Origin of the sequence: Bacillus songklensis, assembly GCF_042649685.1 — a bacterium.
Lineage (GTDB): Bacteria > Bacillota > Bacilli > Bacillales > Bacillaceae_H > Bacillus_BA > Bacillus_BA songklensis.
This window is the reverse complement of record NZ_JBHRZT010000032.1, coordinates 133,823-150,109: the sequence shown is the minus strand read 5'-3', so window position 1 is coordinate 150,109 and position 16,287 is coordinate 133,823. Positions and strand designations below refer to the sequence as shown.

Sequence of the window (16,287 nt, the reverse complement as noted above, 5' to 3'; positions counted from 1 at the left end):
ATATATATTTTTAATCCGGAATGAAAAGGGAGAGTCTCTTTACATGATAACGAACATTAAGTTATTAGATTGTACGTTGCGAGATGGAGGTTATATGAATAACTGGCTTTTTGGAAGGGATCAAATTTTAGAGATCATTAAATCTTTAGAAAAGGCCAAAATCGATATTATCGAATGTGGTTATCTCGAATTAAATGGAATCAGAAATGAACATTCAACGCGCTTTTCTTCAATAAACTCCTTCGAAGATATAATGAGTGATGTCTCCCCAGAGATAGTAAATAGTCAATTGTTTTTGATGATAGATTATAAACCTGAATTGCCTTTTGAAGAAATTCCACATAAAAATAACACTAAAGGCTGTCTCGACGGTATTAGATTGGCTTTTTCCAAAAAGCATTATAAACAAGCGATAAAATGTGCCAGCGATTTAATGGAAAAAGGGTATAAGGTTTGTATTCAGCCAATGGTTACTAGTTCGTACAAAGATCAGGAGTTATTAGATCTTATTAACTTAACAAATCAATTAAATCCTTTCGCTTTTTACATTGTAGATACTTTGGGGACAATGAATAATGAGGACGTAGAACGCTTATATCATCTTGTAGACCAGAACTTAAACAAATCCATTAAATTAGGTTTGCACACGCATAATAACAACCAACTAGCTTACTCTAATTCTGTGGAATTCCTAAATATTGGGAATGACAGAGGACTTATGTTAGATTCTTCATTGTATGGAATGGGAAGAGAAGGCGGCAATCTAAATACAGAGATTATTGCCGATTACTTAAACAAATCAACAGGTACATCTTTTAATCTTATTCCTCTTTTGCAAATTATAGATAATATCTTTAAATGAGCATTTTTAGAAACATATATTTGTCGAGTGGGTTCAAGCGGCTCCCCAGAAAGTACGACAACGAATTAATAATCTTCAAATGTCGATTTATTAATCGGAACTTATATAAAATAAAAAAGGAAGAAGTATTTACCTCCTCCCTTTCATCATATAGGTTCATCCATTCTATCTTAAAATCATCTCGATGTACATTAAACCGATTTAAGAAATATTCTTTAATTTCTCTGTTAATCGTAAAAATTCTTTCTTGTTTCCATCTCGTAACGACTGGTCGATTTCTTTTTGGATTTGATTTTTTTGGAAATCATAAATGGCCTTATCTAATACCATTTCTGCAAATAGAGAATCCATGATGTTTACTTCAGGTTGTTGTGGTCCATTAAGCAATTTCTTTTCCATCTGAAACCAACTCCTTGTCCTTTTTTCTATTATAACAGAAATTTCAGATTATTCAATTAATATTTTTTGGGATTTTAGGAATTTTGTTTCATAACTGGTTTGCCGCTTAAAATGACACATTGATTTTTTGGAACATACAAAAACCTCCCCAATGAATAAGAAGGTTTTGCTACAAACTATTTAAAGGCGACAATATCTCCGCCATATCGTTTTTTGGTGAATTGACCAGAGTGGAAACAGGATACACCTCCATCTCCTCCGCCGGATACGGCAGCAATAAAGACTTAAGAAACTCTGTATCCGACACCTCAAGATTCAGCCACATGTTATAAGTGTCGTCTGGAAGAATGACCGGCATCCGCTCATGCACCTCACGGGTTACTTCATTTGGTTTCGTCGTAATGATGGTGCATGTATACAGCGGCTCCCCTTGTTTTGTCCACTTGGACCAAAGACCCGCAAACGCAAATGGTTTTCCATTCCTTAGGTGAAACCGGTACGGCTGTTTTTCTTTCCCTTCCTTCTTCCACTCGTAAAATCCATCAGCCAAAATCAAACAGCGCTGGCGCTGAAACGGCATTTTAAAGCTCGCCTTCTCATCAACCGTTTCGGCTCTGGCATTGATCATTTTGTACCCGATTTTCGGGTCATCCGCCCAAAATGGAACCAATCCCCAACGCATCGGAATCCCTGCTCGCTTCTCACCTCTCGATAAAACGGTTAAGATGTTTTGGCCTGGTGCGATATTGTAGCGGGGAGAAAGCTCCTCATTCATTTCAAAATTGAATGTATGCTGCAAAGTTGGTAAATCCACTATTAACGAAAACCTTCCACACATGTTAATCACCTCTTCTTTTATTGTTCACACCAAATACAGACACTAAACCTTCAGCTATATCAGTTTCTAAAAGTCGTCCTATTTTCTTCTTAAGAGGTGAAATCTCCCTTTTCCCTTCCAAATTACCTTTATATATACTTGCTTAAACAACCGTAAAATTTCTCTCCACATAAGCCCAATTCTGGGGTGATGGAAAACTAAGCTGCCAATAAGTTACCCCCAGCAACTGATAAAGGTCGATCAACCTATATTTTGCAATATAGCTCCTGATATCTTCAAACCATACGGTATGCTTTTCGCTTCCTCTCCAATACAGGTACCATGGGGATTGGAAAGTCGTGTTGTATCGGATGGTCGCTCCGGTTGAGATTGCAAGATTTTGAGCAGCCAAAACCGTGAGAGCCCTTGTTACATATTGTGATGTATCAGTCGTTGTCCAATCATACCCATATAAAGGAAAAGCGGCTTGGAGTTTTCTAGGATTGATCAAGCTGACGGAATACTGGATGACCTGTTCCATCCAATCAGCAGGCGATATGGGATTAGGAGGGCCGGTTGGATATCCGTAATCGATGGTCATAACCGCCACAATATCGGCAATTTCCCCTATCATTCTATAGTCATAAGCACCTATGATCGGATTTGTAGGGATGTCCTTGGTTTTCGCGTGTACATTCACATGAAGGATTAATTGCCCGAGGGCATTTTTTAATTCCCGGAGAAAAGTATTGAAATCATTCCGTCTTGGCGGCGGAACAAATTCAAAATCAATGCTGACCCCTCCATAGCCTTTTTGTTTTACGGTATTCGTAATGCTTTGTACCAAATTTCGGCGAAATGTTGCATTCCCAAGTACTTGTCCCGCCAATTCTGCACTGAAACCTTCTGCTGTAAAATTGCGAACAGTTAATAGCGGAATGACGTTTAACTGTTTACTGCGGGATATGATCGTGGTGTCATTTAATTCGGCAACTACATTGCCTTCTGTTGTAAAGGAATACGCTACGATTGCTAGGTAGGTAAGATTCCCTGCAATTTCATTCAATATGGGAAGAAAACTTTCAGCCGAATAAGGGATGATGAATCCGAGTGTCTCCATTCTCAATTTAGTAGGGGAGGGAATTCGAATTCGTTGACCGACATATAGCCGATTAGGGTCCATTCCTGGATTGGCTGTCAAAATGCTTTGAAGACTTGTGTTAAAACGTTGTGCTAAACCCCATAGTGTATCGCCGGGACGCACCTGGTAATAACGGACCGGGAGCCCTTGGTCTGGAATGTATAGTGCCAGCCCGGGCACTATTAGACCGGCAGACTCTAATCCATTGATCCTGACAATGTTCTCAATGGAAGTACCATACCTACGCGAAATTCCCCATAATGATTCTCCTGCTTGAACAACGTGAACGGGCATTTAGTCTCACCTTCTTGACGTTTGGCTTTTAAAACCAATTTATGGCGAATACTAAACTTATATTACTTCCTTGTTATAAGAAACTTTGCAAAAAAAGCGGTTCTTAAATAAAGCCAAAAAAGAAGACCGGCACAGTCTTCTTTTTTGGCTTTATATTAAATCTGTGGGCGCTTTTCGTTCTGAAGTCAAAATACGCGCTAAAACCTTACTTTGTTCAATTTTATCCCCTATTTTCTCTTTTCGTTTTTTAGCAAGATGATGTAACGCCAGCTCCTCCTCTGTTTCGGGAAGCACGGCAGGAACAGGTACCGGTTTCCCGTTTTCAAGTGCCACAAATGTAAGAAATGAAGTGGCTGCAATTCTCCTGTCACCGGAAAATAAGTTTTCTGCCACGGCTTTTACAAACACAATCAAGGATGTTTTCCCTGTTAACACCACAAACGATTCATATGAAATGTAATCCACCTCGGTAACCGGACCTAAAAAATCTACGTGATCAATTGAGGCTGTCACACACAATTTTCGTGCATGTCTTGTTGCAGAAATAGAGGCTGCCATATCCATCTGTGCTACAATATGACCGCCAAACAACGTCTGATGATTATTTAGATTGTTGGGAAACACATGCTCTGTTGTAATGATACGGGACACACGACATGGTAATGCTTCCATCTTTTGTCACTCCTTTTCCAAACAAAAAAGAGAAGTTTTGATATATATTTCCAATACACTCCATTATGGTCCATGCCGTGTAATCTCATACATGTTATCTTCCATCATTTCATGGAGAACAATATCATGAAAAAAATGGTTGAGCGGAAATTTAATGAATGGAATGAGATGAATTACTCATGAATACATCAATTGTCACCAACGGAGAAGATGCGCCGAAAAAAGGTGAACGATTAGCCGTTTTGATTTAAAAGGATAAAGATTTGCACGTTTAACGATGATATACAAGGAACAGGTGCCGTCTCGCCTGCCGCTGTACTGTCGGCTGTCAAGGCATCGAATACTCCCCTGACTGAACCTCGCTCTTCTTCCTGGTTTGGAATCACAACATGAGTACTTCTTTTTAAATAGCGGAAGACTCCTTGCTTAACCGCAGACGACCTTCTCATCATGTTATGACTCTTTGCTACATCAGGCTTATGCGTAAATCATTTGACATGGGCGGTTTTTGCCTATGTCAAATGATTTATATTTTCAGCCTTTCACCGATCCTGCCAACAATCCTTTCACGAAGAATTTTCCTAAAAAGATATAAACGAGCAATGTAGGGAGTGCTGCAAGAAGAGCCCCTGCCATTTGGACGTTCCATTGGACAATCTGACTTCCGGACAAATTTTGGAGAGCGACCATGATCGGCTGCTGGTCCGAAGTTGTGATGGTAACCGCAAATAAAAATTCATTCCAAATGTTTGTGAATTGCCAAATTGCCACCACTACAAATCCCGTAATGGAAAGCGGAATCATAATATACCGGAAAATCCGTAAAAATCCTGCCCCATCAATCCTGGCTGATTCAATCATTTCATCGGGGATACTAGAATAAAAGTTTCGGAACATTAATGTCGTAATCGGAATTCCATAGACAACATGGACAAATACAAGACCGGCAATCGTGTTATATAAACCAATTTCACGCAAAAATTGAATCATTGGTATTAAAATACTTTGATAGGGGATAAACATCCCAAACAAAATCAACGTAAAAACCGTATCTGCCCCTTTAAACTTCCATTTCGATAATACATAACCATTTAATGCCCCTAATAACGCGGATAAAAGGGTTGCAGGAATCACGAGATAAAGTGAATTCATCAAATTTGGAGCAAGCTTCGTAAAAGCAGTTGAATAGCTGCTGAAATCCAGTGTTGCCGGAAGCTTCCACATTTCACTTAAGGTTACTTGATCTAACGGCTTCAAGCTTGTCGCAATGATGACGTAAACCGGCATAAGGAAGAATAGGCTTAGTGCAATTAAGAGAACATATAAGAGGGGCTTCGTTAAGGTCCTGATCGCCATTATGATTCACCCTTTCGACTAGAAATGAGATAAGGAACAATGAAAATGGCAACAGATAAAAGCATGATAATGGCGATTGCCGCACCATTCCCATAATAGTTCCCGCGGAAGGTCGTCTCGAACATGTAAACCCCCGGAACATCTGTTACGAAATTCGCGCCCGGTCCGGTCATCGCATATATCAAATCAAAAATTTTCAGTGAGATATGAGCCATAATAATGACGACACTTACTGTAATCGGTCGAAGCAAGGGGAGAATAATTTTACGATAAACTTGAAACTCTGTTGCCCCATCCATGCGTGCAGCTTCTCTGATTTCATCCGGAATCCCTCTAAGTCCCGCCAAATACATGGCAACTGCAAAACCTGTCATCTGCCATACTGCCGCAATCACTACCGCGATGATGGCAATTGGAACACCAAATTCGATTTCCCCCCATTTAAACCCGGCCCAAATATTCGTATCCGTGTACCACATTGATTCAAGCCCTATTTTTCCCAAAAAAAGATTCACTCCGGTCGACGGGTTCAACAGCCATTGCCAAACAACCCCTGTCACAACGAAAGATAAAGCCATCGGGAAAAAGAAAATATTTCGAAAAAGCGATTCTGCCTTGATTTTCTGATCTAATAAAATGGCGATAAATTGTCCTATGACAATGACAGTCACTATAAATAAAGCAGTAAATACGAGGGTGTTTCGTAAATCAGCTTGAAAACGGAAATCTCCAAATAAGAAGAGATAATTTTTTAATCCAGCAAATGAAAAATCAGGGACAAGCGAATTCCAGTTGCTTAATGACACGTATCCCGTCCAGCTGATAAACCCATATACGAAAATCGCCATTAAAAGAATAGAAGGTAAAATAAAGGCAATGGCAAGCATATGGTCACTCGTTAATTTTCGCTTCTTTCTGGATAAGCCGACCGGAGCTCTGGCTGTTTCCGATTCCGTTGCTAAGACACGTTCCATCTTTTTCACCCCTTTTGATTAATAAAAAAGAGGAAGAGACTATCCTCAACCTCTTTTCTTTATGAATCCCGCTTAGTTTTTTACATCGCCTTTTGATTTTTATGCTATGGACCCTCTGTTCTCTCATCTTGAAGAAGTTTTCAAAGGTTCTCGCATAAGTGGCTGACAAGAACCCTTAGCGCCGGCGCTTGTGCGTCAATCACTTGATATGGATGCTCTTTATCCATGTCAAATGATGTATGTTATTTTAATTCTGAAGAAGCTGATTTTAAGGTATCGACAAATTGCTTAGCATCCTTCTGCGTAACAAAGATATTGATGGCCTGGTTGACTTTCGTTACAAATCCTTCGGGGGCTGCTGAACCATGCGCTAAACTTGCCGCCAATTTCGCTTCTTTAAAATCTTCAATCGTATCTTTTCCGTACTGGTCGTATTTGGAAACGTCTGCATCAATACGGGCAGGAATGGATCCTTTTAACGGGTTAAATGCATCTTGACCTTCCACTGATCCCAATACAGAAAGGAATTTCTTCACATCTTCAGAATTTTCCACACCTTTTGGAAGGCCAAATGTGTCAGTAATGACCATGAACTGTCCTTCCGTTCCAGGTGTTGTAATATAGCCAAAGTCTTCATTTACTTTTAATTTCAGGTCATTTACAAAATAACCTTTTGCCCAGTCACCCATTACATTCATGGCCGCTTTTCCATCTGCCACTAATTGGGAAGCATCCTGCCAGTTGCGTGAGCTGTGATCTTCATTGATATAGCCTAACATTTTCTTAAATGTTTCAACTGCATCTACCACTCTTGCATCATCAAGCGGAAGCTCGCCTTTCCAAAGTTTTGTGTAATCTTCAGCACCAAGTTTCCCCAGTAATACTGTCTCGAATAGATGCGTGGCTGTCCAAGGCTCTTTATCCCCCAAAGCCAATGGCGTAATCCCTTTTTCTTTTAGCTGTTCTGCAACTTCAAAAAACTCTTCAAAAGTAGCGGGAGGCTTCACCCCGTTTTCTTCAAATACTTTTTTGTTGTACCATAAGACGTTCCCGCGATGGATGTTCACAGGTACGGAATAAATGTTTCCATCCTTGCTGACCATGTCGATCAAGTCTTGCGGAAACTTGTCGTTCCATCCCTCTTGCTTATATAAATCATTTAGCGGCTCCATTTTCCCGGCTGCTACCCAGCCCTCATTCAATTCAGCACCGCCGTGAACCTGGAATGTTGCCGGCGGATCATCCCCCTGCATACGGCTTGCCAGGACCGCTTTAGCATTCGTCCCTGCACCGCCGGCTACTGCCGCATTCTCAATCGGCACATCAGGATGCTTTTCTTCAAAAAGCTTAATCAGCGCTTTTAATCCATCCTCTTCACCGGCACCCGTCCACCAGCTGAAAATTTCAAGTTTTCCCTCCCCTTTTTTCTCTCCCTCTCCCCCTGAACTCGACTGCGAGCCGCTGCAAGCGGAAAGCATGAATGAAAATACCAGTAAAATTGACAGCCATAGACCCCTTTTCAACTTTTCATCCCCCTTATCGATAACGCTTACAATTTTTATTATAAAGAAGGAATGACATGTAAAAAGGAATAATTTTCTGTACTTTTTTAGGAATTTCTTCACTTTTTTGTTGTTCCATAGAAAAAGGATGAAGTCCCCTTCCATTCTTAAAGCCCTGTTTTGGGTTTAGCCTATATTTTTTCGATCAATCGTAACGTTATTTACAATGAACCTGCTTTCGATTTAATCTTTTATGATTCAACTGTTGTATTACTTGGAAAAGAGATAGTATTTCTTCATTTTTTTAGGATTTCTTTTTGAAACTGCCTTGGTGATAATTTAAATTGCTTCTTGAAAACTCTACTAAAATAATTGGGATCCTTGTAGCCAACCATAAAGCTAATCTCCTTTAAGCTATATCGATTTCGCCGCAAAAGAGTTTTCGCTCTTGAAAGCCTTATATCCGTAACGTAATCAATAAACGTTTTTCCGGTCATTTCCTTAAACAGCTTAGTGAAATAGGTTGGACTGAGTTCGACATAGTCAGCCACCTGTTCAAGAGTGATTCCTTCATGATAATGGGATTGAATATATCCTTGGGCCCTCTTGATTGGTGCATATGCTTCTAAAACCTGCTGGATGCATAGGCATGAATATTGAATGAAATGCTTCCATTCAGAAAGATTTGTCGGTACATGCAAATCCCCCATCTCTATCCCTTCGGTCTCAAGCCATCCTCTTATTTTGATCGACAATTCTAGTTGATGGATTTTATTCATCTCATATAAATATTGTTGGATGATTTGCCAACTAGATGCAAAGTCCCCCATTAGCAGATGCTGCCGCAATTCATCTTCATCCATCACCTTGGAGTCCTTTTCGGCAGAAAGAAACCCGTAATGGGCCTGCTTGTCTTTCCTTAAAATTCGTAAGGCTTGCAGCGCCTCTTGATATGATTTGTAAAAGTCTTTTAGTGAAGGATAGGCATTGCCGATACCTGCCCAAATTCTCCCTTCATACGCGTACGTCAGTTTCCTCGCCAAATTCAGTGCCGCAGGCTTCAAATTTCTCGTCTCACTTACTAAAAAAACAATCATATGCGGTTGCTGAGTCGTAATTAAAAAGGAAAAAGGAGAATGCTGCTTCAAGAAAAGCTCAATTTCTTCAAGCTGCGGAACAAAAGCCCCTTCTATGACCATGAAATATCCGCTTTTCATCTTCGGGTAGAGCTGCTTTTGCATGCGGATGAGCCCTTCGTTCCCTTGATTTTGAAGCAGCTTCAGGAGAAAATTTTCCTTTGCCATGATATGAAGAGAATCATCATTCCTCTTCTTCTCACTCTTTTCTTCCTTGATTTCCTTCCATACCCTTGTGACGGCTTCTATTGTTTCTTCCTTTGCACTCGGCTTCAATATGTATTCTTTTACCCCCTCTTTCATGGCTTCCTTGGCATATTCAAACGAATCATAAGCAGACACGAGGATAAACTTTATAGAAGGATGACGCCGCCGGATCGTTTTAATTGCTTCAAGTCCATTAATCCCCGGCATATTAATATCCATGATCATCATATCAGGAAGAAGCTCATCTGCCAGTTCAATCGCTCTTCGGCCATTTGATGCTTCTCCGGCCGCCTCAATTTCAGGGAATTTCTCCTCTAAAAATTTTTTCATTGCTTTCCTTTCAATCATTTCATCGTCTGCAATGACCATTTTCATCCCGCAAATTCCTCCTTCACCGGTATGATGAGTCTCACTGTCGTTCCTTGATTTGGAAAAGAATCGATTTCCACGACATGCTCATATTGATAAAAAAGCTGTAAACGGCGGATGACATTTGGAACCCCCAGCCCTGTCGAATGCCCTGTATGTTCTCTTTGCAGCTCTTCTGTCACTTGTTGAAACAGTGATTGAATTTGATTGGCGGATATTCCTTTGCCGTTATCCTTGATTTCAACTATCACACTTAAATCTTGTTTATAAATAATGAGCGAGATTTCACCGCCTTCCTCCATATGTTCCACTCCATGGATGAAGGCATTTTCGACAAGCGGCTGCAGTGTGAGACTCGGGATTTCAACGTCTAAACACGCTTCATCGATTTCCCTAAAAAAACGGATTCGATCGGCAAAACGTGTTTGTTGGATATAAAAATACTCTGTCACGACTTGGACCTCTTCTTTTAGGCGTACACTCTTTTTTAAATCATTCAGGCTGTACCGCAACAGAGCTGAAACAGATTGAATCAAACGGGATGTCTCGTCTGCATCCTCTAAATACGCCATTCTTGAAATCGTATTAAGCGTGTTAAATAGAAAATGGGGATTGATTTGGTTTTGAAGATGCCTTAATTCCAATTCCTTTAGCAGTCTATCAAGCTCCGATTTCTCTTCGATTTCGGCAATATATTGACGGATACTGCTTCGCATGGTGTTGAAAGTATGGCCGAGCAGCTTTAGTTCATCGTTGGATTCGATTTTTAATTCCGCCCCGTCAAATCGGCCTGTTGAAATTTCATGAGCAGCTTTTGAGAGTATTTGGATGGGGCGATTGATTCCCCTTGAAAACCATAAAGCAAAAAAGATGGCGAGCAGCACCGTAGTGTTAAACAAAAAGAACGTAAACCATTTAAATGATTCATTTCTCTGTTCCATATTGGCATAGAAAGATTGATAGTCTGTCAGCTCCAGGTCGATGAGCGAAAGAATGGTCTCTTGCAAATATAATGAGATATTCCTTGCCTCATTCAAATGCCTCGTATATTGGGCAATATCGTCCCTTATGACAAAGCCGACCGCCATTTCGCATTCCTGAACGAGGTTTTCGATCATATGTGTGTATTTTTGAAGCTTTACAGTTTCCAGGCCGTTTTGATCTTCCTTCAGATGCTCTACTTGATTCTCGAGCTCACGGCGGATTTTATGAAACTCCTTGATATGCGATTCGTTCTTTTCCACTACATATTCATTTGCTTTTTCATATAGCAGGTTGGATGTTTGGGAGATTTGATTGAGAAGTAAAAACCTGGCGAAACTCTCATCGTACTCTGATAGGAAAGAACGACTGCTAAAATAAATGGACACAGATACAATATTAAAGAGAACGACAAACGTGAAAAAATAGAGGAGCAGTTTGCTTCGAATCGTCTTCATTTTACAGCTCCTTTCCAACCGCTGGCGTTATCGGCAATTGATTGGGACTGATTACCATCGTGTCGGTATGCTGCAAGACATTCGGATGTTCACCTTTTTTCAGCTTCAGAAGAACCTCGACCGCCTCATAACCCATTTCATATGGATATTGCGAAATCGTTGCATCAATCGAACCCTCCTGGACTAAGCTTAGAGTTTCAGGCAATGTGTCAAACACGACAATATAAGGTTTTGGTTTGTATGGAAACTGTTTGACAGCTTGATCGACCCCTATTCCATCAAGGGCGCTTGTTCCGTAAAATGCCGTTAAGTAAGGATTCTCTCTCAACAAATTATAGGCCGCCTGTACAGCTCCGTTTTTTGTGATATGGGATTCTTTTATGTCAACCAATTTGATTCTTTTTTCCTTATTAATTGCATCCTTGAACCCCTCTACCCTCTGCCGCTGGTTGGAGGAATCAAATCGTCCTGTTACAATGCCTAGAATGATCATAACATCCCCTCTTTGAAAGCGTTTTATTTTCATCTTAGCGGAAATGCAATTATTTGAATAGAAAAACGATTGAAAATAATTAGAATTTTATGATTGGATTGTTAATGACGGATCATCGCAGGAGGGTGTCCCAAAAGTACGGTTTTTGTACTTGGGACACCCTCCATATAATCATCTCTGCATTTAACCCCATCACTCAACGGTTCCTGTGCTCTTAACGTTTGCCTTCACATTTACATCAAAGCGAATAATAGGATAAATCTCCAGCCATTGTTGATACTTGTCTTCACGGCTGACTCTTGTTGCCTGGTACCTAAGGCCAAATCCCAGCGGATCAATCCCTCGTATTTGGAGCAAACGCAAAAATTCCATAATGCGTTTTCTTGCTTCCTTGCTGGCTGCTCTCGTATAAGTCTCCATATTTTCCATCGGCAGATCAGTTTGAGATTCCTCAATAAGTCCATCCATTTCGACATTCATCCTGAGAACCGGCTGTTCGTTATCAGGAGTGAAAATTTTGTATTTCGCCTTCAATGAAATAACAAACATCGTAAAGTTTAAATCATTTTGCTTTACCTTTATGTCTATATTCGTAAAGCGATTAGATAGTGCATTGAAATATTTTGTTTCATCCGGACCTAAACTCAACGGCTGTCCACCATTATTGATGACTGCCGATTTATTAATTTCAAACAACTTTTCGTTTTTATTATACTCTATGATAGGAAGGATGGGATCAATCCCGTCATCCGCCAGTCTCCTTCTTAAATCAAACAAAAAGGTTGTCACAATGTATGGGGATTCTGTCCCAGTCTCATCAAACGGATTAATCAAGGCATCACCAGGCAGTTTTTCCGACTTAAGCTCTGCTTTTAAAACCTTTTCTGCAGACGTTCTTCCAATACTTACCCAAGAAATCTGCTGGATGTCTCGTCTTCGGATAAACCAGTCGATCGTTTTCCTTAGATTTCCTGCTACAATCCCATCACTGAGAACAATCGTTTTGGCATGCCCAAAATCCAATTCTTTATCGGTTCTGGATTTCATGGTCCGGACAGCTTCTGAGATATTTTCCGCGTCTTGCGATAAATAAGTATATTTTGGTCCTTCGCCACTCTTATTATCAGCACTTGGATTGGCCAACTTCAACGTCACTCTGTAAGCTTTATTTTTTTCCTTTGATTTGTCCACTCCGATTCCCACTACAAAGATACGCCTATCAATGTCTTTAAAACCATTGCAGGCGCTGCAGGCAAGGACCATAATGAAAAGCATTACACATAAAAGAGCGATGTTCTTTTTTACTTTCCTTCCTTTATCATTCATGCTTTCGCCCTCCGCATAAAGTACCATAATATGGCGATACCAAACAGGTTAAAAGGGATTAAAAAGTTGAGCCAGATCATTGTATACTTTAATGCCTGGTATTCCGTCAAATAATTCGCGATGGTGAGAGTAAGCACCCAAAAGGCCAAAAAAATCACATAATCAGACAAGTTTCTCCCCTTCCATTCCAGCTTTTTGAACGTAAAAATGCATTTAAAGTATTCGACTGCAACATGCCAATGAATGACGATGTTTATGATGGATAAGCCGACGAACAGCAGAAGAAAAATATAGAGTACTCGTTCGACAAAGATAAATTGCATGCGCATCGAATCGCTCGTTACAATCCATGGAAAAACTAAATCCCCCACTCCCTGGAACCCTTGAAACCCGATCGGAATAAACATTGTCGTAAATAAAGTGACCAGTCCGAAAAGACCAATTCCAATTAGCATGTTCCCTTTCAGCACTTGTTTCTTTGTAAACACCCTGTTAAAGATGCTTATATTTAAAAAGCCCTGAAAGGTATAGGCACAGGCAGAAATCGTAGTGTAATCAGGAAGCTTGTAATAATACGTCAAGGGCAGCCGAACGAAGTCCCAGTTCAAGCTCTCACTTGTATATGCCTTTATAAAAATCACCACGATGAGCGGCATACTGAGCAACAAAATGATCTCAATCGAGTAAAGAACCTTTTTGCTGTCCAACAAAGCCGCATATGTAATAAAAGCCAGAAATACGATCACAATCATTGTCTGCGGCATATCGGGATTCATAAACCGTTTGATCAGGTCAGTAAATCCAATTAACGTAATCAAACCGGCTATAAACCACATGATCCCGTGAAGAAAAATGGTAACTGTATAGAACCACTTTGCTGTATTCTCTTTTAACAGCTCGGGTAATCCTTTTCCAGGAAATTGATTCATCAGGTTTGTGTAGCAATACAGAAGAAACAGGGCAATGAAAATGGCTAAAACGATGGCCATTACAGCGCCGCTCTTTCTCTCATTTAATAAAATCTTCGGTATAAACACAATGATATTGACCAACATGTTCACTGCCACAAGATAGTAATAATAACGGTTCATTGTGATACCCCTTTAGTTTCATCTTCTTTCTTCTGCCAGAAAATCTTTAAATAAGGCTCTCCAAAACTATTCTGGTTAACGAGATAAAAGATCAATCCGATTAAACCTAAAAGTAATCCGACAAGACCCGAGAGTGTGGCTATCAGCAATAATACATATTTCATGACCCTCATGGAGAAACTCATCTCATTAATCGGGATGGCGAAGTTCGAAATGGCAACTGCTGCAACGATGATGATCATGATATTTGAAACGAGCGCTGCTTCTGTGGCGGCTGTGCCTAAAATCAGCCCTCCAACAGTCGTGGCCGTTCCGCTAATCGTTTTAGGCAGCCTTATACTCGCTTCTACGAGCAGCTCCATCGCGATGAGCATGAACAAAACTTCCATATAAGACGGGTAAGGTACGCCTGCCCTGCTCGCCGCGACAGATAAGGCGAGCTGGGGTTCAAAGACCTCCGGGTTAAAAGACGTAATTCCTACATACATCCCCGGCAAAATCAAACTAATAAACAAGCCTAAATAGCGAAGAGCCTTAAGAAACTTGGAAACCCAATATGATTGATACACATCATCCATCGAACTCATAAAATCGAAAAAAACAGCTGGAGCCATTAAAGCAAATGGATTCCCATCAAGTAAAATAATGACCTTCCCCTGGGCAATATTGTATATAATACGATCCGGACGTTCCGTAATCATCATCGTAGGAAATAAAGCCAGCCTTCTTCCATTAAACAAGCGGTGCAACTCCCCTGCCGCTTGAATGATGGGCCTGTTAATTTGCGGCAGCTCCCTTTTGATTCTTTCAAGGACGGCGCTGTTTACTTCATCTTTATCATATATAAGAACAAGATTTTGTTTACTTTTCTCACCTATTTCGCTTATTTCAAATGTCAGGTTAGGCTGATGGTAGCGATGCCGTATCAAGTTCATATTTATCTGAACGCTTTCACTTAAAGCCATTTGTGGACCTTGGATCGTCGTTTCAACTGCTGCGGTTAAAATGGTATTATTCTTAACTTCTTTTACATCAAATAGGAAAATTTCTTTCTTTGTAAAAATGGCCAGTGATCCTTTTGTCAAGTCCTTCAACACTTGCTCGTCTGATTCTATCTCTTGGCCATTAGGCATCGACCTGAGATAAGAAATAAAGTCTTCTGTCGTTTGAATTTCAAAGAACGGCTTAATGAAATTCAGCTGAATTTCCTGGTTATTCGTGAGAGTTTTGATAAATAGAAAAACACATTCCTTTTCCTTTGCCTTTAATTCCTGTTCAACAACATCAAAAGTTGGCTTTAGTTGTTCAACAAGCCAATGTCTTGTTTCTTCCACGGAATTCATACTTTCAACCTCAATTTCTGATATTCTTTTTGTTAGGATATGAAAGGATCGCTTTGATTGAAAAGCATTCCCATGTATTTCCTTGTCCCTTACTTGACCTTTACAGCTGTTCAACTGCTTGAAACCGGCAAGCGGCCTGTTGTCATCGTTTATATGTACATATATGGATTAGTAGTGCCCAAAGGTTCATTAGTTAAACATAACAATTGCCATTCTCTTTTTTTAATAAAATTAATGAAAACAAAAAAGGATGGAAGACTAAGGGAAAGGAGTGAAAAAATGAAGCTATTTATTGAGTACATTCTAGATGAAATCGAACAAATAGGATTAAAAAACGATTACCGTGTTTCCCTATCTTCCACCAAAAATGAAGATAACTATCTCAGGGGAATACTCCAGTACTTTGATGACTATTTTGATATTCATTTTGTAATCTTCTTTACTTTTCCTGAGGAAAATCCCAATTTGAATTATATTTTTTGGATTTTAGATCGCCACGGGAACAAACAATTAGTGAAAGAAGATGACTCTAAAGAAAGCGAGGACAAAGAAAAAGATTCTAAAGAAAGTGAGGATAAAGATAGCGATTCTAAAGAAGATATAATGGCCAAGGTAAAGAAGCTAGCACTAAAGGAAATAAAAATTAACCTTACAGAAGGGGCAGACATTCGCTATTTATTAGAGGAAATTGGAAACATCGTAAAAGCCCAGGAAGGTAACCATCCCCATACACATCAATAAGAAAAGCGGAACGAGCCCGTTTAGGCCCATAGGACATTGGAGGTTCTGAGAAGGAACCGTTTTTTTGGTTCCGCAGGAAGAAGCGAAATGGCCGTAGGGACTGGCTCGTGGAGCTGGACATCTCC

General features: G+C 40.1%; 15 protein-coding genes and 1 pseudogene. 3 read left to right on the top strand and 13 right to left on the bottom strand.

Features of this window, described 5'->3' with window-relative positions:
• Window positions 1–94 precede the first annotated feature (94 nt).
• Window positions 95–862, top strand: a complete 768-nt coding sequence (locus ACFOU2_RS08670; RefSeq protein WP_377914200.1) for a hypothetical protein — start codon at window positions 95–97, stop codon at window positions 860–862.
• A 201-nt stretch (window positions 863–1,063) separates the two neighbouring features.
• On the opposite strand, the gene ACFOU2_RS08665 is transcribed toward ACFOU2_RS08670, so the two are convergent.
• The 4 genes from ACFOU2_RS08665 to ACFOU2_RS08650 all read right to left on the bottom strand — a co-directional run bounded on the left by ACFOU2_RS08665 (window position 1,064) and on the right by ACFOU2_RS08650 (window position 4,185).
• Window positions 1,064–1,261, bottom strand: coding sequence for an IDEAL domain-containing protein (locus tag ACFOU2_RS08665; RefSeq protein ID WP_377914198.1), 198 nt, complete (start codon window positions 1,259–1,261; stop codon window positions 1,064–1,066).
• Between the two features lie 169 nt (window positions 1,262–1,430).
• Window positions 1,431–2,099 (bottom strand): SOS response-associated peptidase, encoded by a 669-nt coding sequence (locus ACFOU2_RS08660; protein ID WP_377914196.1) that lies wholly within the window; start codon window positions 2,097–2,099, stop codon window positions 1,431–1,433.
• A gap of 142 nt (window positions 2,100–2,241) precedes the next feature.
• Window positions 2,242–3,513: a LysM peptidoglycan-binding domain-containing protein gene (locus ACFOU2_RS08655; protein ID WP_377914194.1), complete on the bottom strand. Its 1,272-nt coding sequence runs from the start codon at window positions 3,511–3,513 to the stop codon at window positions 2,242–2,244.
• A gap of 150 nt (window positions 3,514–3,663) precedes the next feature.
• The gene (locus tag ACFOU2_RS08650) at window positions 3,664–4,185 is read right to left on the bottom strand and encodes an acyl-CoA thioesterase (protein ID WP_377914192.1); all 522 of its coding nucleotides are present in this window, start codon (window positions 4,183–4,185) and stop codon (window positions 3,664–3,666) included.
• Between the two features lie 252 nt (window positions 4,186–4,437).
• On the opposite strand from ACFOU2_RS08650, the pseudogene ACFOU2_RS08645 reads away from it, so the two are divergent.
• Window positions 4,438–4,548: pseudogene (locus ACFOU2_RS08645) on the top strand (hypothetical protein); the annotation flags it as partial.
• 171 nt (window positions 4,549–4,719) lie between these two features.
• On the opposite strand, the gene ACFOU2_RS08640 reads toward ACFOU2_RS08645, so the two are convergent.
• From ACFOU2_RS08640 to ACFOU2_RS08600, 9 genes are all read right to left on the bottom strand, one after another.
• The gene (locus tag ACFOU2_RS08640; protein WP_377914190.1) at window positions 4,720–5,541 is read right to left on the bottom strand and encodes a carbohydrate ABC transporter permease; all 822 of its coding nucleotides are present in this window, start codon (window positions 5,539–5,541) and stop codon (window positions 4,720–4,722) included.
• Complete coding sequence (locus ACFOU2_RS08635) at window positions 5,541–6,515, bottom strand: carbohydrate ABC transporter permease (RefSeq protein WP_377914188.1); 975 nt, start codon at window positions 6,513–6,515, stop codon at window positions 5,541–5,543. The genes ACFOU2_RS08640 and ACFOU2_RS08635 overlap by 1 nt, the downstream gene beginning before the upstream one ends.
• A gap of 242 nt (window positions 6,516–6,757) precedes the next feature.
• Window positions 6,758–7,993, bottom strand: a complete 1,236-nt coding sequence (locus ACFOU2_RS08630; RefSeq protein ID WP_377914290.1) for an ABC transporter substrate-binding protein — start codon at window positions 7,991–7,993, stop codon at window positions 6,758–6,760.
• Window positions 7,994–8,313: 320 nt separating this feature from the next.
• Complete coding sequence (locus ACFOU2_RS08625) at window positions 8,314–9,735, bottom strand: response regulator (RefSeq protein ID WP_377914186.1); 1,422 nt, start codon at window positions 9,733–9,735, stop codon at window positions 8,314–8,316.
• Window positions 9,732–11,168, bottom strand: a complete 1,437-nt coding sequence (locus tag ACFOU2_RS08620) for a sensor histidine kinase (RefSeq protein WP_377914184.1) — start codon at window positions 11,166–11,168, stop codon at window positions 9,732–9,734. The genes ACFOU2_RS08625 and ACFOU2_RS08620 overlap by 4 nt, the downstream gene beginning before the upstream one ends.
• 1 nt (window position 11,169) lies before the next feature.
• The gene (locus tag ACFOU2_RS08615) at window positions 11,170–11,661 is read right to left on the bottom strand and encodes a substrate-binding domain-containing protein (protein WP_377914182.1); all 492 of its coding nucleotides are present in this window, start codon (window positions 11,659–11,661) and stop codon (window positions 11,170–11,172) included.
• Between the two features lie 192 nt (window positions 11,662–11,853).
• A complete protein-coding gene (locus ACFOU2_RS08610; RefSeq protein WP_377914180.1) occupies window positions 11,854–12,987 on the bottom strand; it encodes a Ger(x)C family spore germination protein in 1,134 nt (377 codons plus the stop codon).
• Window positions 12,984–14,078 carry a GerAB/ArcD/ProY family transporter gene (locus tag ACFOU2_RS08605; protein ID WP_377914178.1) on the bottom strand — a complete coding sequence of 365 codons (1,095 nt, stop codon included), beginning with the start codon at window positions 14,076–14,078 and terminating at the stop codon, window positions 12,984–12,986. The genes ACFOU2_RS08610 and ACFOU2_RS08605 overlap by 4 nt, the downstream gene beginning before the upstream one ends.
• Window positions 14,075–15,421 (bottom strand): spore germination protein, encoded by a 1,347-nt coding sequence (locus ACFOU2_RS08600; protein WP_377914176.1) that lies wholly within the window; start codon window positions 15,419–15,421, stop codon window positions 14,075–14,077. Before ACFOU2_RS08600 ends, ACFOU2_RS08605 begins: the two co-directional genes overlap by 4 nt.
• A gap of 279 nt (window positions 15,422–15,700) precedes the next feature.
• Here ACFOU2_RS08600 and ACFOU2_RS08595 point away from each other — a divergent pair, with 279 nt between their 5' ends.
• Window positions 15,701–16,162 carry a hypothetical protein gene (locus ACFOU2_RS08595; protein WP_377914174.1) on the top strand — a complete coding sequence of 154 codons (462 nt, stop codon included), beginning with the start codon at window positions 15,701–15,703 and terminating at the stop codon, window positions 16,160–16,162.
• Window positions 16,163–16,287: the final 125 nt, after the last annotated feature.